This is a genomic window from Micrococcus sp. HSID17227 (assembly GCF_003989405.1).
Classification (GTDB): Bacteria; Actinomycetota; Actinomycetes; order Actinomycetales; family Micrococcaceae; genus Micrococcus; species Micrococcus luteus.
In genome coordinates this window covers 1-17,622 of the sequence record NZ_RBLN01000024.1, presented here as the reverse complement: position 1 = coordinate 17,622, position 17,622 = coordinate 1, and the positions used below count along the sequence as shown (strand labels likewise).

General features: G+C 71.3%; 17 protein-coding genes and 1 tRNA gene. 15 read left to right on the top strand and 3 right to left on the bottom strand.

Annotation, left to right across the window (positions count from 1 at the left end; translation table 11 throughout):
* The first annotated feature begins 121 nt into the window (after positions 1-121).
* From upp to D8M29_RS02890, 3 genes are all read left to right on the top strand, one after another.
* Positions 122-757: a uracil phosphoribosyltransferase gene (gene upp, locus D8M29_RS02900; protein ID WP_010079486.1), complete on the top strand. Its 636-nt coding sequence runs from the start codon at positions 122-124 to the stop codon at positions 755-757.
* A 474-nt stretch (positions 758-1,231) separates the two neighbouring features.
* Positions 1,232-2,020 carry a winged helix-turn-helix domain-containing protein gene (locus D8M29_RS02895; protein WP_036341497.1) on the top strand — a complete coding sequence of 263 codons (789 nt, stop codon included), beginning with the start codon at positions 1,232-1,234 and terminating at the stop codon, positions 2,018-2,020.
* Between the two features lie 70 nt (positions 2,021-2,090).
* A complete protein-coding gene (locus D8M29_RS02890; protein WP_002854135.1) occupies positions 2,091-2,615 on the top strand; it encodes a histidine phosphatase family protein in 525 nt (174 codons plus the stop codon).
* 79 nt (positions 2,616-2,694) lie between these two features.
* Here D8M29_RS02890 and D8M29_RS02885 read toward each other — a convergent pair.
* Positions 2,695-2,768 (bottom strand) — tRNA-Arg (locus D8M29_RS02885).
* Between the two features lie 244 nt (positions 2,769-3,012).
* On the opposite strand from D8M29_RS02885, the gene D8M29_RS02880 reads away from it, so the two are divergent.
* From D8M29_RS02880 to D8M29_RS02830, 11 genes are all read left to right on the top strand, one after another.
* Complete coding sequence (locus D8M29_RS02880) at positions 3,013-4,857, top strand: phosphoenolpyruvate carboxykinase (GTP) (protein ID WP_036339834.1); 1,845 nt, start codon at positions 3,013-3,015, stop codon at positions 4,855-4,857.
* A 256-nt stretch (positions 4,858-5,113) separates the two neighbouring features.
* A protein-coding gene (locus tag D8M29_RS02875) for an IS3 family transposase (RefSeq protein ID WP_370450142.1) occupies positions 5,114-6,291 on the top strand; the annotation gives its coding sequence in 2 pieces (ribosomal slippage) (positions 5,114-5,374 and positions 5,377-6,291; 1,176 coding nt in all).
* A gap of 90 nt (positions 6,292-6,381) precedes the next feature.
* Positions 6,382-6,684: an urease subunit gamma gene (locus D8M29_RS02870; RefSeq protein WP_002854142.1), complete on the top strand. Its 303-nt coding sequence runs from the start codon at positions 6,382-6,384 to the stop codon at positions 6,682-6,684.
* Positions 6,685-6,704: 20 nt separating this feature from the next.
* A complete protein-coding gene (locus D8M29_RS02865; RefSeq protein WP_010079478.1) occupies positions 6,705-7,139 on the top strand; it encodes an urease subunit beta in 435 nt (144 codons plus the stop codon).
* A gap of 22 nt (positions 7,140-7,161) precedes the next feature.
* Positions 7,162-8,877 carry an urease subunit alpha gene (gene ureC, locus D8M29_RS02860; RefSeq protein WP_087113711.1) on the top strand — a complete coding sequence of 572 codons (1,716 nt, stop codon included), beginning with the start codon at positions 7,162-7,164 and terminating at the stop codon, positions 8,875-8,877.
* A gap of 13 nt (positions 8,878-8,890) precedes the next feature.
* Positions 8,891-9,382, top strand: coding sequence for an urease accessory protein UreE (gene ureE, locus D8M29_RS02855; RefSeq protein WP_002854147.1), 492 nt, complete (start codon positions 8,891-8,893; stop codon positions 9,380-9,382).
* Position 9,383: 1 nt separating this feature from the next.
* Complete coding sequence (locus tag D8M29_RS02850) at positions 9,384-10,100, top strand: urease accessory protein UreF (RefSeq protein ID WP_036339822.1); 717 nt, start codon at positions 9,384-9,386, stop codon at positions 10,098-10,100.
* 79 nt (positions 10,101-10,179) lie between these two features.
* Positions 10,180-10,791 (top strand): urease accessory protein UreG, encoded by a 612-nt coding sequence (gene ureG, locus D8M29_RS02845; RefSeq protein ID WP_002854154.1) that lies wholly within the window; start codon positions 10,180-10,182, stop codon positions 10,789-10,791.
* A complete protein-coding gene (locus D8M29_RS02840; RefSeq protein WP_127435092.1) occupies positions 10,784-11,638 on the top strand; it encodes an urease accessory protein UreD in 855 nt (284 codons plus the stop codon). The genes ureG and D8M29_RS02840 overlap by 8 nt, the downstream gene beginning before the upstream one ends.
* A gap of 41 nt (positions 11,639-11,679) precedes the next feature.
* Positions 11,680-12,738, top strand: a complete 1,059-nt coding sequence (locus D8M29_RS02835) for a HoxN/HupN/NixA family nickel/cobalt transporter (protein WP_036339816.1) — start codon at positions 11,680-11,682, stop codon at positions 12,736-12,738.
* On the top strand, positions 12,735-13,727 hold the full coding sequence (locus D8M29_RS02830) for an urea transporter (RefSeq protein ID WP_036339813.1): 993 nt from the start codon (positions 12,735-12,737) through the stop codon (positions 13,725-13,727). Before D8M29_RS02835 ends, D8M29_RS02830 begins: the two co-directional genes overlap by 4 nt.
* A 26-nt stretch (positions 13,728-13,753) precedes the next feature.
* Here the strand turns inward: D8M29_RS02830 and D8M29_RS02825 are convergent, their stop codons facing one another.
* Both D8M29_RS02825 and D8M29_RS02820 read right to left on the bottom strand, forming a co-directional pair.
* Complete coding sequence (locus D8M29_RS02825; RefSeq protein ID WP_127435093.1) at positions 13,754-14,944, bottom strand: globin domain-containing protein; 1,191 nt, start codon at positions 14,942-14,944, stop codon at positions 13,754-13,756.
* A gap of 94 nt (positions 14,945-15,038) precedes the next feature.
* Positions 15,039-15,497, bottom strand: coding sequence for an Rrf2 family transcriptional regulator (locus tag D8M29_RS02820; protein ID WP_002858036.1), 459 nt, complete (start codon positions 15,495-15,497; stop codon positions 15,039-15,041).
* A 71-nt stretch (positions 15,498-15,568) separates the two neighbouring features.
* Here D8M29_RS02820 and D8M29_RS02815 point away from each other — a divergent pair.
* Positions 15,569-17,622: ATP-dependent DNA helicase RecQ (locus D8M29_RS02815; RefSeq protein WP_148111511.1), on the top strand; the 2,054-nt coding region annotated here is incomplete at its 3' end.

Below are 17,622 nucleotides of genomic sequence, written 5' to 3'. Positions count from 1 at the left end.
TCGGCCGTGGGCGCGGGGGAGGGGACGGGGGCGGACACGCGGCCAGCCTAGCGGCGGTGTCGGCGCCCCCGCGGGCACGGGGACGGGCGGAGGGGCGCGCGTGGGCGGTACCGTGGGCGCCATGCGCGTCCACATCGTCGACCACCCGCTCGTGGCCCACAAGCTCAGCGTCCTGCGGGACAAGAAGACCCCGTCCATGATCTTCCGGCAGCTCACGGAGGAGCTTGTGATGCTGCTCGCCTACGAGGCGACGCGCGACGTGGCCATGGAGGAGGTGCGGATCGAGACCCCGGTGACCGAGACCACCGGCTTCCGGCTGGCCCGCCCGCGTCCGCTGGTCGTGCCGATCCTGCGCGCGGGGCTCGGGATGCTGGAGGGGATGACCAAGATGGCGCCGTCCGCCGAGGTCGGGTTCCTCGGCATGGCCCGCAATGAGGAGACGCTGGACATCGTCACCTACGCGGAGCGGCTGCCCGCCGACCTGTCCGGGCGTCACGTGTTCGTCCTGGACCCCATGCTGGCCACGGGAGGCACGCTGATCGAGGCCATCCGCTTCCTCTACCAGCGCGGCGCGGCGCGGGTCACCTGCCTCTGCCTGCTCGGAGCGCCCGAGGGCATCGAGCGGTTGGAGGCCTCGCTGGGCGACGTCGAGGTGGACCTGTACCTGGCCGCCGTCGACGAGCGCCTGGACGAGCGGTCCTACATCGTCCCCGGCCTCGGTGACGCCGGCGACCGGCTCTACGGCCTGGCGGAATGACCTGATCGGACCTCCGCGTCCGCCACGAGACGACCACGGCCCCCGCCCCCACCCGGCGGGGGCCGTGGTCGTCTCACGGGAGCGTCTCCGGCGGGGGCGTCAAGCGGGGCCGTGAATGTGTCGTCCATCTAGTGGACGTCACGACCTGCTGTGACCCGTCATCATGGCGTCACATGGAAAACCTGGAAGTCGCCTGCATAAATATTCCGCATACTCGCTCGTCCTGCGCCGCGCCCTGCCCTGTTGAACAATGAAAGAGTCGCGCGGGCGAGCCGACCGGCCGCGCGACGCTATTCCGATCCGCGAATAGTGATGTTGAGCACATTCAGAACTCTTTCTCTCAAATAGTGAGACAAAAGCGCGAACGTTACTTGCCAGTCCCCTCGGTGAAGTCACATTCTTGTCATGTGACGCCTCGTCCGCCGCATCGACCGAGCGGTGGAGGGGCCATGAGCCGAAAGAGGAGTGGTGGCCATGGGTCAGTCCGCCGGATACGTGCACATCTCCGTCCGCAACGCGCAGCGCCGGGCCGACGGCATGTCCCGCCGAGGCCAGGCCCGCGCAGGCCTGCGGCTGGCAGGTGGCACCGACGCCCCCGACTCCCAGACGGCACCGACGCCGGTCCTGGCGCCGAACGGCATCCCGGGTCCCCAGGCGGTGGCCCGGGAGAACGAGGCCCGCGGGTTCGTCATCTACGTGGGCATGGACGAGCTGGCCGCCTCGGCCGCCGGCACCTCCCTCACGCGGCTGGCCAACGAGCTGCGCCACTACGTGGAGTCCCTCGTCCCCGGGGCGGAGTCGCACGCCGCCGTCGCCCTGGCCCCCGCCGGGGCCGAGGGCCGCGACCTCGAGGTCGTGCGCCAGGTGCTCGGCGATCCGACCGTGCAGGGCGGTGCCAGTCCCGACCTGGCACAGGCGCCGGCCCCCGTGTCCACGCGCCAGCCCGGTGTGCTGATCGACCTGTCCCGGCGCGAGGTGCAGCTGGACGGCGAGTCGCTGAACCTCACCTTCAAGGAGTTCGAGCTCCTGAACTACCTCGTGGAGAACGGTGAGCGCACCGTCGGCCGCGAGGAGCTGCTCGACGCCCTGTGGCGCAACGCCGACGAGGTGCCCAACGAGCGCACCATCGACGTGCACATCCGCCGATTGCGCGCCAAGCTCGGCCGCCTCGCGAACACCGTGCGCACCGTGCGCGGCCAGGGCTACCGCTTCTACCGCCACCCCGAGGTGGTCGTGTGGGCGGCGCCGGAGTACTGCATCTGACCTGCGCCCGCCCGTGTCCGGCGACGGCCCCCGCTCACCCGAGCGGGGGCCGTCGCCGTAGCCTGGCCGCATGAGCACCGCCGACGCGAAGACCCTGATCGTCCTCCGGCACGCCAAGGCCGGCTGGCCCGACGCGGCCGACGACCATGCCCGCCCGCTCGCCGAGCGAGGCCACGCCCAGGCGCCCGCCGCCGGCGACTGGCTCCGCGAGCACGACCTCGTCCCGGACGCCGTCGTGTGCTCCGATGCGCTGCGCACCCGTCAGACGTGCGTGTGGGTGTGCGAGCGCCTGGGCGAGCTGGCACCCACGCCCTACCTGGACCCGCGGCTCTACGGCGCCGACGCGGCGCGGGCCCTGGCCGTCGTCAACGAGACGGAGGAGACCACGCGACGGCTGCTGGTGGTGGGCCACATGCCGTGGGTGCAGGAGCTGGGCATGCGGCTGATGAGCCTGGACTCGGACCAGGATGCGGCGCTGCGCATGAGCGAGCACTACCCGACGCTCGGGATGCAGGTGTTCCGGGTGGAGAAGCCGTGGGCCGAGCTCGACGGCCGCGACGCCGCCCTGACGCACTTCGTGGTTCCGGGGCGCTGACCTCCGCGGCGGCGCGCGTGGCAGAGGCGCGCCGACATGACGAAGGCCCCGCTCCAGCAGGAGCGGGGCCTTCCGATCGTGCGCCCAAAGGGATTCGAACCCCTGACCTTCTGTTCCGTAGACAGACGCTCTATCCAGCTGAGCTATGGGCGCATCATCCGATCCGCCGGAGCGGCTCGAACTCGTAGAACACTACAGGACCTCTCCGGCGAAGTGCAAATCGACGGTCTGCGGTGGTCTGAGTCGGGGGTGTGGCGGGGGCGCGGCCATGATAGCCGGGCTCGGGTACCATGGCAGGACCGTGCGGCCACAACGATGTGGTGCGCGCTTCGGCGGTGCACGCATCGGAGTGGACGGGACGGAACGGCCCCGGACCCCAATGGGAGGACTCTCCACCATGGCTGACAACGCCACCACCTCGTTCGCGGATCGCGCCCTGGCGGACGCGCCCACGGACTACGCCCAGCTGCGCGAGTGGGTCGCTCAGATCGCAGAGCTGACGCAGCCGGACTCCGTCCAGTGGGTCGACGGCTCCGAGGAGGAGCGCGACCGTCTCGCGGACGAGCTCGTGGCGGCGGGCACCCTGACCCGCCTGGCCGAGGACAAGTTCCCCCACTCCTTCGCCGCGTTCTCCGATCCCGCCGACGTCGCCCGTGTGGAGGACCGCACCTTCATCTGCTCCGAGAAGGAGGAGGACGCCGGCTTCACCAACAACTGGATGGACCCGGCGAAGATGCACGGGATCCTCGACGACGCGTTCACCGGCGCCATGCGCGGCCGCACCATGTACGTGATCCCGTTCGTGATGGGCCACCTCGACGCCGAGGACCCGAAGTACGGCGTGGAGATCACCGACTCCGCCTACGTGGTCCTGTCGATGCGCATCATGGCCCGCATCGGCCAGGACGTGCTGGACAAGATGTCCCGCGAGCAGGCCTTCTACGTGCCGGCCGTGCACTCCGTGGGCGCCCCGCTGGAGCCGGGCGAGCAGGACGTGCCGTGGCCGTGCAACGAGACCAAGTGGATCGTGCACTTCCCCGAGGAGCGCTCCATCTGGTCCTTCGGCTCCGGCTACGGCGGCAACGCCCTGCTCGGCAAGAAGTGCTACGCGCTGCGCATCGCCTCCGTGATGGCCCGGGACGAGGCCTGGCTCGCCGAGCACATGCTGATCCTCAAGCTGACCAACCCCGAGGGCCGGTCCTACCACATCACCGGCGCCTTCCCCTCGGCCTGCGGCAAGACCAACCTCGCCCTCATCGACCCCACGATCGAGGGCTGGAAGGCCGAGACCCTGGGCGACGACATCACCTGGATCCGCGCCGGCAAGGACGGCGAGTTCCGCGTGATCAACCCGGAGACCGGCTACTTCGGCGTCGCCCCCGGCACCGGCTGGTCCACCAACCCGAACGCCATGCGCGCGATCTCCAAGGGCAACTCCATCTTCACCAACGTCGCCCTCACCGACGACGGCGGCGTGTGGTGGGAGGGCATGACGGACGAGGTCCCCGAGCACCTCACCGACTGGCGCGGCAACGACTGGACGCCCGAGTCCGGCACCCCGGCCGCCCACCCGAACTCCCGGTTCTGCACGCCCATCGAGCAGACGGACATGCTGGCCGACGAGTACCGCGACCCGCGGGGCGTGAAGCTGGACGCCATCCTGTTCGGCGGCCGCCGCAAGACCACCGTGCCGCTGGTGACCGAGGCCTTCGACTGGGAGGACGGCATCCTCAAGGGCGCCACCCTCTCCTCGGAGACCACCGCGGCCGCCGCCGGCGCCGTGGGCGTCGTGCGCCGCGACCCGATGGCCATGCTGCCGTTCCTCGGCTACGACGCCGGCGACTACCTGGCCCATTGGGTCAGGGAGTCCGGCAAGGCCGACCCGGAGAAGCTGCCGCGCATCTACCTGGTCAACTGGTTCCGCCGCAACCGCGACGGCGGCTTCGCCTGGCCCGGCTTCGGCGAGAACTCCCGCGTCCTGAAGTGGGTCGTGGAGCGCCTCGAGGGCAAGGCCGAGGCCGAGGAGACCCCGATCGGCCTCGTGCCGGCCGCGGGCTCGCTCGACCTGTCCGGCCTCGAGGTGTCGGCCGAGGACCTCGAGGACGCCCTCAAGGTCGACGCCGCGGAATGGGCCGAGGAGAACGAGCTCATCGAGGAGTGGCTCGGCCGGTTCGGCGAGTCCCTGCCGCAGGCCATCCGCGACCGCTTCGAGGCCCAGAAGCGGCGGTTCGCCCAGGCCTGACCGGCCCGGCCGACCACGACGGCCCCCCACCTCCGCGCTGAGGTGGGGGGCCGTCGTCGCGCCCGGGGTGACGCCGGGGTGGGTGAGCCGTCTCCCACTGCCGCCGGATTTCCTGCGCTCTTGCTCTGACGTGGACGTCCTCTCAGAATCTCGTTCGGTTTCCTCCCAGGAAACGAGGCGTATAAATGGGGTCTGCCGTGAGTTTGGTTGACATCTGATCTGTGGTCCCGGGAGGGACTGCTGGAAGGATGTCCTCATGCCCGCTGCATACCCCCGAGAGTTCCGCCAGGACGTGGTCGCGATCGCCCGTAAGGGTCAGATGCCGATCGCGCAGGTCGCGAAGGACTTCGGCATCGCCGCCTCCTGCCTACGGCGCTGGCTGGCCCAGGATGATGTCGAGGCCGGGATCCGGCCCGGCATCACCAAGGCTGAGAACGAGGAGTTGAAGGCTCTCAAGCGCCGCAACCGTGAATTGGAGATGGAGAACGAGGTCCTACGCCGCGCCGCCGCGTATCTGTCGCAGGCGAACCTGAAGTTGGGCCAGTCCCCACAATGAGCTATCCCGTCGTGAAGGACCTGGCCCGCGACGGGATTCCCGTGAAACTCTCCTGCCGGGTCCTCGGGTTCTCCCGTCAGGCCTACTACCAGTGGCTGGCCGAACCTGTCAGCGAGCGGGAATGGTCCGACGCGCATGCCGCCAACGCCGTCCTCGATGCCCATGCCGATGACCCGGAGTTCGGATACCGGTTCCTGGCTGATGAGCTCCGCGGCCGTGGCTTGTCCGTGTCGGACCATCAGGTGTTGAAGGCCTGTCGGCTCGTGAAGGTCCGCTGCTGCCACTGGTTCCGTCGCGGCTCGGGCAAGCGTCCTGGCCCTGCCGTTCATGATGATCTGGTTCGTCGTGAGTTCCGCGCTGAGAAGCCGAACCAGCTGTGGCTCACGGACATCTCGGAGCATTGGGCCGGGGATTCCAAGCTCTATCTCTGCGCGGTCAAGGACGTGTTCTCGAACCGGATCGTGGGCTACTCGATCGATCGGCGGATGAGCTCGCAGCTGGCTGTGGATGCCCTGCAGATGGCTCTGGCCCGGCGTGGAGGCAAGGCCGAGGTGCAGGGTTGCCGGGTGCATTCGGATCGAGGATCGCAATTTCGAGCCAGACGATTCGTGGAGACGCTGCGGGTCAACGGCCTGGTCGGGTCGATGGGCCGGGTCGGTGCTGCTGGGGACAACGCGGCGATGGAATCCTTCTTCGCGCTGTTGCAGAAGAACGTGCTGAACCGGCGGCGCTGGCAGTCCTTCGACCAGCTCCGGCTCGCGATCGTGAGCTGGATCGAGCGGACCTATCACCGCCGTCGTAGGCAGGCCCGTCTCGGGAAGCTCACCCCTGTCGAGTTCGAGATGGTTCAATCAGTCCAGGCGGCTGCCGCCGCCTGATAACTCGTGTCAACCAAACTCATGGCAGACCCATGTGCCCGTACGTGGGCCGTTCCGACCCCGCCGGGCACACCTCATGAAGGAGCACACATGCATCTGCAGCCCAAGGACCTCGAGAAGCTCCTGGTGGTGGTGGCCGCCGACCTGGCGCGCCGTCGCCAGCAGCGCGGCCTCAAGCTGAACCATCCGGAGGCGATCGCGATCATCACCTATGAGCTGATGGAGGGCGCGCGCGACGGCCGCAGCGTCGCCGACCTCATGAGCTGGGGCAGCACCATCCTCACCGTCGACGACGTCCAGGAGGGCGTGGCCGACATGATCTCGATGGTCCAGGTCGAGGCGACCTTCCCCGACGGCACCAAGCTCGTCACCGTCCACGACCCCATCCGCTGAACCGGACCCAGGAGGAGACCATGAAGCCCGGAGAGTACGTCCTCGCCGACGCCCCCGTCGTCTGCAACCGCGGCCGCGAGGCTGTCGAGCTGTCCGTCACCAACCGGGGCGACCGCCCCGTGCAGGTCGGCTCGCACTTCCACTTCGCCGAGGCCAACCGCGCCCTCGACTTCGACCGTCAGGCCGCCCTCGGCTGCCGCCTGGACATCCCGGCCGGCACCGCCGTGCGGCTCGAGCCCGGCGACGAGACCACCGTCAAGCTCATCCCCCTCGGCGGCGACCGCGTCGTCTACGGCTTCCGGGACATGGTCGACGGTTCGCTCGACCCCCACGAGGCAGCCGGCCTCCACGCCGCGCCCGCCGCTCCCGCCATCCCGGCCCGTCACGAGTCCGCCGCGGGCGACGCCCCGTCGCCGCTGAAGGAACGCGCCGGCTTCGACAACGAGACCCGCTGAGTCCGCAGAGAGGACACACACCATGAGCTTCGAGATCAGCCGCGAGCAGTATGCGAGCCTCTACGGACCCACCACCGGCGACGCGATCCGCCTGGCGGACACCGAGCTGTTCGCCGTCGTCGAGGAGGACCTGACCACGCCCGGCGAGGAGGCCGTCTTCGGCGGCGGCAAGGTCATCCGCGACGGGATGGGCCAGAACAGCCAGCTCGTCCGCGACGTCGGCGTCCCCGACCTGGTGATCACCAACGTCGTGGTCATCGACTGGACCGGCATCTACAAGGCCGACATCGCCGTGCGCGACGCGCACATCGTGGCCATCGGCAAGGCCGGCAACCCACACACCATGGACGGCGTAGACATCGTGATCGGGGTGGCCACCGACGTCATCTCCGGCGAGGGCAAGATCCTCACCGCCGGCGGCATCGATACCCACGTGCACTTCATCAGCCCGGACCAGATCGAGACCGCGCTCTCCTCCGGTCTGACCACCATGATCGGCGGCGGCACCGGTCCCTCCGAGTCGTCGAAGGCCACCACCATCACCCCCGGCGAGTGGAACATCCACACCATGCTCCGCTCGTTCGAGCACTGGCCCATGAACTTCGGCCTGCTCGGCAAGGGCCACGGCTCCTCCATCTCCCCGATGGCCGAGCAGATCCGTGCCGGCGCCATCGGCCTGAAGGTCCACGAGGACTGGGGCGCCACGCCGTCGTCCATCAACACCGCCCTGCAGGTGGCGGACGAGTACGACGTCCAGGTGGCCATCCACACGGACACCCTCAACGAGTCCGGCTTCGTGGAGGACACCCGCGCCGCGATCGACGGCCGCGTGATCCACACGTTCCACACCGAGGGCGCCGGCGGCGGCCACGCCCCGGACATCATCGAGCTGGCGCAGTACCCGAACATCCTGCCCGCCTCCACCAACCCGACCCTGCCGTACACGACGAACACGGTCGAGGAGCATGTGGACATGCTCATGGTGGCGCATCACCTGAACGCGGACCTGCCGGAGGACGTGGCCTTCGCTGACTCCCGCATCCGCCAGGAGACCATCGCGGCCGAGGACGTCCTGCAGGACATGGGCATCTTCTCCATGACCTCCTCCGACTCCCAGGCGATGGGCCGCGTCGGCGAGGTGCTGATCCGCACGTGGCAGGTCGCGGACTCCATGAAGCGTCAGCGCGGCCCGCTGCCCGAGGACGAGGGCACCGCGGGGGACAACCACCGCATCAAGCGCTACGTGTCGAAGTACACCATCAACCCCGCCATCGCCCACGGCATCGCCGACTCGGTCGGATCCGTAGAGGTCGGCAAGTTCGCCGACCTCGTGCTGTGGGAGCCGCAGTTCTTCGGGGTGAAGCCGGACCTGGTCATCAAGGGCGGGCAGATGGTCTACGGGGTCGTGGGCGACCCCAACGGCTCCATCCCGACGCCACAGCCCCGCTGGTACCGCAGGTCATTCGGCGCGTACGGCCAGGCCGTGCACACCTCTGCCATCACCTTCATGTCCGAGGCGTCCATCTGGGCCGGCGTGCCGCGCGCCCTGGGGCTGCAGAAGACCATCCGCGCCGTGCACGGCATCCGCGACCTCACCAAGGCGGACATGCGCCACAACGGCGAGACGCCCCGCCTCGAGGTGGACCCGGAGACGTACGAGGTCCGCGTGGACGGGGAGCCCGTCACGTGCGAGCCGCAGGACGTCCTGCCCATGGCCCAGCGCTACTTCCTGTTCTGAGAGAGGGGACCGCATGATCGTCACCGAGATCCTCGGCAACGTCCACGACGACGCCGGCGCCGCCCTAGTGGGCGACCGCCACCGGGAGCAGGTGCACCTCGAGGGCTCCGCCCTCGTCAAGCGCATCCAGCGGCTGCGCACCGACCACGGCAACGAGTACGGGCTGCGTCTGCCCGCCGGGTCCCCGGACCTGCGGGACGGCGACATCCTGACCGTGGACGACGAGGGCGAGCGCGGCAACGCCGTGATCGTGCGCGTGCTGTCCACGGACGTGCTGGTGATCTCGGCGCGATCGCTGCGCGAGATGGCGTTCGTGGCGCACAGCCTGGGCAACCGGCACCTGCCGGCCCAGTTCTTCGACGCGGACGGGCCCTTCGGCCGGGACGCGATGGTGGTGCAGTACGACCACACCGTCGAGGACTTCCTGCGCGCCCACGACGTGCCCCACGAGCGGCAGGAACGCGTCATGGACGTGCCCTTCCGCCATGCCGAGCACACCCACTGACATGGCCGGGACCACCCCCACGGCGACGCCGGGCGTCCCGTCCGGCGTCGCCCTCCTGGGGATGCTGCAGCTGACGGACTCCGCGCTGCCCACGGGCGCCTTCAGCCACTCCCTGGGCCTGGAGACCTACATGAGCGACGGCCGGGTCGAGGGCGAGGAGGACTTCGCCGCCTGGCTGGAGATGTTCGTGGAGCAGCAGCTCACGTTCACGGACGCGCTGGCGGTCCGCCTGGTCTACGCGGCGGAGGACTTCGACTCCGTCGCGGACCTGGACGAGCTCGTCACCGCGCAGGCGCTCCCCGCCCAGATCCGCGAGGCGGGGCGCACGATGGGGCGGCGACTGCTGCGCATCGGCGCCCCCGCCTACCCGGGGGACTGGGTCCGCCGCTACCACGAGGGGGTCGAGGCGGGCACGCTCGACGCCCACCAGGCCCTCGTCTGGGGCGTCATCGCCCGGGAGATCGGGGTGCCCGTCGAGGAGGCGGTGGCCGCGCACCTGTACGCCTCCGTCATGTCGCTGACGCAGAACGCCGTCCGCGGCATCCCGCTGGGCCAGGACGCGGGCCAGCGGGTCGTCCGCCGGGCCCAGGAGTGGGTCCTGCGGGCCGTCGAGGTCTCCCGTGGCCTCCACCCCGACGACCTCGGGGCCATCGCCCCGGGGCTGGAGATCGCCCAGATGCGGCACGAGCGGCAGCGCGCCCGCATGTTCATGAGCTGAGCGGCCCGCGCACCGCACCGGGCCGTGCCCCGCGCGGGGCACGGCCCGGCACCACCGACACACACAGAAGGAGAACACCATGGATCCCGTGATCATCGGCATCGGAGGCCCCGTGGGGGCCGGCAAGACCCAGCTCGTGGAGCGCCTCACCCGCGCGATGAGCGAGGAGATCTCGATGGCCGCCATCACCAACGACATCTACACGATCGAGGACGCCAAGATCCTCTCCCGCACCTCGGTGCTCCCGGAGGAGCGGATCGTGGGCATCGAGACGGGCGGCTGCCCCCACACCGCCATCCGCGAGGACACCTCCATGAACGAGGCGGCCATCGAGCAGCTCAAGGCCCGTTTCCCGGACCTGCAGGTGATCTTCGTGGAGTCCGGCGGCGACAACCTCTCGGCGACCTTCAGCCCGGAGCTCGTCGACTTCTCGATCTACATCATCGACGTCGCCCAGGGTGAGAAGATCCCGCGCAAGGCCGGCCAGGGCATGATCAAGTCGGACCTGTTCATCGTCAACAAGACGGACCTGGCCCCGTACGTGGGCGCCGACCTGTCCGTCATGGAGTCCGATTCGAAGGTGTTCCGCAAGGACCGCCCGTTCGCCTTCACGAACCTCAAGACCGACGAGGGCCTGGACGTCGTCATGGACTGGATCCGCAACGACGTGCTGATGGCAGACCTTGGCTGAGGGCCTCACCGGCGAGCTGCGCCTGCGCGTCGCCGTCCGCGGCGGCCGCTCCGTGGCTGCCCGGCAGTTCCACCAGGGGGCGCTGCGCGTGCTGCGCCCCCATTACCTGGACCGGTCCGGGCAGGTCTCCTACACCGTGATCAACCCCGGCGGCGCCTACTTCGGCGCCGACCGGTACGGGATCGAGGTCGACGTCGAGGAGGACGCCTCCCTGCTGCTGACCACGCAGTCCGCCACGAAGGTCTACCGCACCCCGCAGGGCCCCGCCCGGCAGGACATGACCCTGCGGCTGGGACCCGGCGCCGTCCTCGAGTACGTGCCCGACCAGCTGATCGTGTACCGGGGCGGGTCCTATCTGCAGGACACCCGCGTGGTGATGGACCCCTCCGCCTCCGTGCTGCTGGCCGAGGTGATCACCCCCGGGTGGTCTCCCACCGCCGAGCCGTTCCGCTACGACCGGCTCGGCATGCGCACGGAGGTGACCGTCGATCCCGGCGGGGACCCCCGCCGGCTCGTCGTGGACCAGCTCCGGCTCCACCCCGCGGAGGGTCAGGGCCTGACCGGGATGGGCATGCTCGAGGGCCACTCCCACACCGGGCAGCTGCTGGTCGCTGACCGTCGGCTGGACGCGGACCTCGTCGCCGAGCTCACGGAGATCGTCGACGCCTCGGACACGGTCTCCGGCATCACCCGGGCGGGCACGGGCCGCGCCCACGGGGTGGACTGCGTGAGCGTGCGCTCCCTCGCCGCCTCCACCGCCCGCATCACCGCCCTGCACCACGCGCTCGCGGACCTGCTCCGTGCCCGCTGGCGGGACCAGTCCCCGCTCGCCCTGCGCAAGTACTGACCCACCCCATCATCCGTGCCCGCCGAGGAGGAGGACCCCCTATGAGCCATGCCGTCCCGACCGCCGTGACGCCCCACAGCACAGCCGCCCCAGAGCGACCGCTCCGGGTGCGGGTGGCGGCCGTCTACGCAGTGGTGGTGGCGCTCCACGTCCTCGCCGCGGCGCTGCTGCTGGGCGGGTACGGCGGAGCGTCGCCCTCGCCCGTGCTCCTGGCCGCGCTCGTCACCGCCTACGGGGCGGGGCTCAAGCACAGCTACGACTGGGACCATATCTCCGCGATCGACAACTCGACGCGCAAGTTCGTCTCCGAGGGCGGCAGCCCGGCCGGCGTGGGCCTGGCGTTCAGCCTGGGCCACTCCCTCGTGGTGACGCTCGCGGCGGTCCTGGCCGTCGCCGGGGCGGGGCTCATGCAGGGGGCCTTCGCCGACGGGTCGCCGGCGAACCGGGTGCTCGGACTGATCGGCACCGGCGTGTCCGGTGGCTACCTGCTGCTGCTCGGCGTGTACAACGGCGTCTCGGCGCTGCGGCTGCGTCGGGCGTCCGCAGTACGGCATCCGGGCCCGGCGGAGGAGCCCACGGGTCTGGTCACGCGCCTCCTGCGGGCCCCGCTGCGCCGTGTGCGCTCCCCGCGGGACATCTTCGTCATCGGGTTCCTCTTCGGCCTGGGCTTCGACACGGCCACGACCATCGGCCTGCTGCTGCTGGCCGTGTCCGTCTCCGCCGCCGGCATCCCCCTGGTGACCCTGCTGGCGCTGCCGGTGGCGTTCACCGCCGCCATGACGCTCTGCGACACCACCAACGGGTTGGGCATGATGCGGCTCTACTCGAGCGCTCTGCAGCAGTCCGAGCGCCGACGCCGCTTCAACCTCGTCGTCACCTCCGTGTCCGCGGTCTCGGCCCTGTTCATCGCGGTGCTCACCCTCGGCGCGTTCGTCCATGAGCTGCTGGGTCTGACGGACCCGGTGACGACCTGGCTGGCGGAGGTGGACCTCGGCCACGCGGGACTGGCGCTCGTCGGCGTCTTCGCTCTCATCTGGCTGTGCGCCGCCCTGCTCGAGCACCGGCACGGCCGGGTCCGCCCCGTGGGGGATGCGGCATGACGACGTCGACCACGGCCCCGTCCCGATCCCCCCGTGCGCCGCGCCCCCTCGGGACGGCCCTCCGCACGGTGCTGCGCGGGGTGTCCCAGATCTTCTTCCTGGAGAACTCCCTGAGCGGCGCGCTGATCCTGGGCGCCCTGGCGCTGATGCACCCCTGGGCGGCGGTGACGACGGCACTGGGCTCCGCCATGCAGGCGCTGTGCTCGGCCGTCCGGCACCCCGACGAGACCGAGGACGACCTGCGGGCCCGGGCGGTCGTGCTCGGTGACGAGGCGCGGCACGGGATCATGGGCTACAACGGCGCGCTCGTGGGGGCCGCCGCGGCGCTCGTCTTCGCGCCCACCCCCCTCACAGCCGTGCTGGCCACGGTGGTCGGCGCCGCGGCCTGCGTCCCCGTGCACGTGCTCGTGGCCCGGCTCTTCGCGACCCGGCCCCTGCGCTCCGCGGGACTCCCGGTGTCCACCGCCCCGTTCTGCCTGACCGCGGGCATGCTGACCCTCCTCACGGCCGACCTCGCCGGGCCCTCCGCCCCGCTGACCTCATCCGGGTCCCCGTGGCCCGGTCTCGGCCTGGGGCTGCTCAACAGCTTCGCGGAGGTGGTCCTGGCGGACGGCGCCCTCCCGGGCGCGCTGATCCTGGCGGCCCTCTTCGTGGGGTCCTGGCGGGTGGGGCTCTACGGGCTGTTCGGCGCGGTGGCCTCCTTCGCCGCGGCCCGTCTCATCGTGGGGCACGAGCTCACGGACGTGTCCACGGGCCTGTGGGGGTACAACTCCGTGCTCGTCGCCATCGCGCTCGGCGCGGTGGTCCAGGGGCTCGGCGGCTGGCGACGGCGGGTGCCGCTCGTCGTCGTCGGCGTGGCGCTGAGCCTGGCCTTCCAGCACGTGCTGGTGGAGACCGCGATCCCGGTGTTCACCTGGCCTTTCCTGCTGGGCATGTGGGCCACGCTGCTGCTGGTCGCCGGGGCGCGGCGGGCGGCCGGCCGGGGCTGAGACCCGACGTCCGGAGGAGGGCCGGATCAGGCGGCGAGCCAGAGGTCCGGGCCGAAGATCTCGTAGCGGATGGACGTCGCGGGCACGCCGGCGTCGATCAGCTTCGAGCGGGTGGACTGCATGAACGCGAGCGGGCCGCAGAGGATGACCTCGGCGCCGGAGGGGAGCTCGATCTCGGAGGGGTCCATGCGGCCCTCGTGGACGGTGATGCCCTCGGGCGCCTGCTCCGGGGCCACGCCGAGCCACAGGTGGGCCTGGGCGTTCGGCAGCGCGGAGAGCGACTCCGTGAGCTGCCCGAGCAGGGCCACGGACTCCAGGGAGGCATCGGCGTGCAGGACGACGACCTCACGGTCGGACCCCTGTTCGGCCAGCGAGCTCAGGATGGAGGCGGCCGGCGTGATGCCGATGCCGGCGGTCGCCAGGACCAGGGGAGCGGTGGAGTCCTCGTCCTCGAGGGTGATGTCGCCGTAGGGGTTGGACAGCTCGATGACGTCGCCGACCTCCACGTTCTGGATGAGCACGGGCGAGACCTCGCCGCCCTCGTCCAGCTTCACGGTGATGACGCGCTCGGTGGCGGACCCGGCCTTCTCGGAGAGGGAGTACTGGCGGCACTGGCGCAGGCCGTCCTCGACCTTCAGTCGTACGGACACGTAGCCGCCGGCCTTGCCGCGGGTCTGCGGGGTGTCGTCGGCCGGCTCGAAGCGGAAGGTGACGGCCGCGTTGCCGGTGGGCTCCTTCGCGACGACCTTCCAATCCGTCCACATCCTGTCGTTGGCCTGCTGGGCGTAGAGGCCCTTCTCGATCTTGATGAGGGCGTCGGCCATGAGCCAGTAGACCTCGGTCCAGGCGTCGGCCACCGCGGGGGTGACGGCGTCGCCGAGCACCTCGCCGATGGCCCAGAAGAGGTTCTCGTAGACGATCGGGTACTGCTCCTCGACGATGCCGAGGGCGGTGTGCTTGTGGGCGATGCGGGACAGGACGGCCTCGGGCAGGGTGCCCGGGTTCTCGAGCAGGTGCACCGCGAACTTCACGATGGATCCGGCGAGGGCCTGGGCCTGCTCGCCGTTGCGCTGGTTGGCGCGGGAGAAGACGCCGTCGAGGAGCTCGGGGTGGGCCTCGAACATGTGGGCGTAGAACAGGGGCGTGATCTCCGGCATGTGCTCGGCGACGACGGCGGCGGTGGCCTCGATGACGGGGCGGGACTTCTCGGACAGCACGGGGGTCTCCGTCTCCTCGGTGGGGAATCTTGCGCTGATTTTGCCAGATTACACCCGGCCGTCGCCGTCGGGAACTCGCCCCCGGCTCGTTCCCTCAGTGCGCCACGGGGATCTCCGGCAGGCCCAGCAGCACGGGGCCGCCGACAGGCCCAGCGCTCACCAGATCCCGGATCCGCACGGTGTCGAGTTCGGCGAGGAAGGCCTCGCGTGCGCGGTGCAGGGCGCCGCGCAGGCGGCAGTCGCCGGCGTAGGGGCACGCCACCCCGGAGTCGCGCCCGGCGCAGTCGATCACCTCGTCGCGGCTGCTCAGCGAGCGCACGAGCTCGCCCACACGCTGGTCCAGACCGGCCGCGGCGATCATGGCCCCGCCGTGCCGACCGCGCAGCACCTCGATGGTCCCGCGGCGACGCAGCTCGGCGACCGCCTTGATCACGTGGTTGTAGGGCACCTGGATCCGGTCCGCGATCTGCTGGCTGGTGAGCCGTTCCCCCTCGGCGGCCGCGAGCGTCATCAGCACACGCAGGCAGACGTCGGTGTAGGCGCTCAGCTTCATCCCGCCATCATCCCACCGGTGCACGGCGCCGCCGCGCCTGCGGTGTCCGGGCCGGTTGGCATACTGACGCCATGGACGCCACCTCGCACCCCGACGCCGGCCCCCGCCTCCCCGAGACCTCCGTGCCGGGGGGCGACACCGCGCTGCACGAGGAGGCCCTGGCCGTCCTGCGTCGGCTCGTGGACCGGCCGGACGCGCGATTCAAGGACGGGCAGTTCGAGGCGATCGAGGCGCTCGTGGCCCACCGCCGCCGCGCCCTGGTGGTGGAGCGCACCGGCTGGGGCAAGTCCGCCGTGTACTTCGTGGCCTCCCTGCTGCTGCGCGCCCGCGGCGCGGGGCCCACGCTGATCGTCTCCCCGCTGCTCGCGCTCATGCGGGACCAGGTCGCGGCCGCGGCCCGGGCGGGCGTGCGCGCGGTGTCCGTGAGCTCGGCGAACGCCACGGAGTGGGACGAGGTCCGGGCCCGGCTCGCGGCGGACGAGGTGGACGTGCTGCTGATCTCGCCCGAGCGCCTCACGAACCCCCGGTTCCGGGACGAGCAGCTGCCGGACCTCGTGGCGCGCATGGGCCTGCTCGTGGTGGACGAGGCCCACTGCATCTCCGACTGGGGCCACGACTTCCGGCCGGACTACCGCCGCATCCGGGACCTGATCGGGCTGCTTCCCGCCGAGGGGCCGCGCGCGGTGCCCGTGCTGGCCACCACCGCCACGGCCAACGCCCGTGTGGTGGCGGATGTGGTGGAGCAGCTCGGCGTTGCCTCCGAGCAGGATGTGTTCGTGCTCCGCGGCCCCCTGGCCCGCGCCTCGCTGCGCCTGGGCGTGCTGCGCCTGCCCAGCCCGGCCGCGCGCCTGGCCTGGCTCCTCGACCACCTCGGGGACCTGCCGGGCTCCGGGATCGTCTACGCCCTCACCGTCTCCGCCGCCGAGGACACGGCGCGCGCCCTGCGCGAGGCGGGGCACGAGGTGGTCGCCTACACGGGCCGCACGGACCCGGAGCGGCGCGCCGAGATCGAGGAGGACCTCAAGGCCAACCGGGTGAAGGCCGTCGTGGCCACCTCGGCGCTCGGCATGGGCTTCGACAAGCCGGACCTGACGTTCGTGGTGCACTTCGGCGCGCCGGGCTCGCCCGTGGCGTACTACCAGCAGGTCGGCCGTGCCGGCCGCGGGACGGACCACGCGGACGTGCTCCTGCTGCCCGGGCCCGAGGACCGTCGCATCTGGGAGTACTTCGCCACCGCCTCCATGCCGGACGAGGAGCAGGCGCGCGCCGTGCTGGGGGCGCTCGCGGACCACGGCGGGGCCCTCTCCGTGGCGGCGCTCGAGCCGGCCGTGCGGATCAAGCGCACCACCCTGGAGCTGCTGCTCAAGGTCCTCGCCGTGGACGGGGCGGTCGAGCGGGTGGGCGGCGGCTGGCGCGCCACCGGGCGGGAGTGGACGTACGACGCCGAGCGGTACGCCCGCGTGGCCGAGGCGCGCCGGGCCGAGGAGCGGCTCATGCTCGACTACCAGACCACGGACCGGTGCCGCATGGAGTTCCTGGCCCGCACCCTGGACGACCCCACCGCCGCGCCGTGCGGCCGCTGCGACGTCTGTGCCGGCCCCTGGTACCCGACGGGATCGGACGGGGCGGCGCGGGAGCGCGCGGAGGCCGCCCTGCGCCGCACCGGTGTGCCGATCGAGCCCCGTCGCATGTGGCCCTCGGGCATGGACCGGCTGGGCGTGCCCGTGAAGGGGCGCATCGCGCCCGAGTCACAGGCCGAGGAGGGTCGCGCGCTCGCCCGCCTGACGGACCTCGGGTGGGGCACCGTCCTGCGGGACCTGCTGGACCGGGAGGACGCCCCGGTGCCGGAGGAGGTCCTGCGGGGCGCCGTCGACGTCCTGGCCGGCTGGGGGTGGCGGACGCGGCCGATCGCCGTCGTCGCGATGCCCTCGCGCACCCGCCCGCAGCTGGTGGGGTCGTTCGCCGAGGGGATCGCCCGGATCGGCCGGCTGCCGTTCCTCGGCTCGCTCGAACACGCGCGCGGCGGCCCCACGGCCGGGGCGGGCGGCAACAGCGCCTACCGGCTCGGGTCCGTGTACGGCCGGTTCGCCGTCCCCGAGGCGATGGCGCAGATGTTGCGCACCGA

Coding starts and splice junctions, on each gene's coding strand:
- upp (WP_010079486.1), top strand. CDS start 122: ATGCGCGTCCACATCGTCGACCACCCGCTCGTGGCCCACAAGCTCAGC.
- D8M29_RS02895 (WP_036341497.1), top strand. CDS start 1,232: ATGGGTCAGTCCGCCGGATACGTGCACATCTCCGTCCGCAACGCGCAG.
- D8M29_RS02890 (WP_002854135.1), top strand. CDS start 2,091: ATGAGCACCGCCGACGCGAAGACCCTGATCGTCCTCCGGCACGCCAAG.
- D8M29_RS02880 (WP_036339834.1), top strand. CDS start 3,013: ATGGCTGACAACGCCACCACCTCGTTCGCGGATCGCGCCCTGGCGGAC.
- D8M29_RS02870 (WP_002854142.1), top strand. CDS start 6,382: ATGCATCTGCAGCCCAAGGACCTCGAGAAGCTCCTGGTGGTGGTGGCC.
- D8M29_RS02865 (WP_010079478.1), top strand. CDS start 6,705: ATGAAGCCCGGAGAGTACGTCCTCGCCGACGCCCCCGTCGTCTGCAAC.
- ureC (WP_087113711.1), top strand. CDS start 7,162: ATGAGCTTCGAGATCAGCCGCGAGCAGTATGCGAGCCTCTACGGACCC.
- ureE (WP_002854147.1), top strand. CDS start 8,891: ATGATCGTCACCGAGATCCTCGGCAACGTCCACGACGACGCCGGCGCC.
- D8M29_RS02850 (WP_036339822.1), top strand. CDS start 9,384: ATGGCCGGGACCACCCCCACGGCGACGCCGGGCGTCCCGTCCGGCGTC.
- ureG (WP_002854154.1), top strand. CDS start 10,180: ATGGATCCCGTGATCATCGGCATCGGAGGCCCCGTGGGGGCCGGCAAG.
- D8M29_RS02835 (WP_036339816.1), top strand. CDS start 11,680: ATGAGCCATGCCGTCCCGACCGCCGTGACGCCCCACAGCACAGCCGCC.
- D8M29_RS02830 (WP_036339813.1), top strand. CDS start 12,735: ATGACGACGTCGACCACGGCCCCGTCCCGATCCCCCCGTGCGCCGCGC.
- D8M29_RS02820 (WP_002858036.1), bottom strand. CDS start 15,497: ATGAAGCTGAGCGCCTACACCGACGTCTGCCTGCGTGTGCTGATGACG.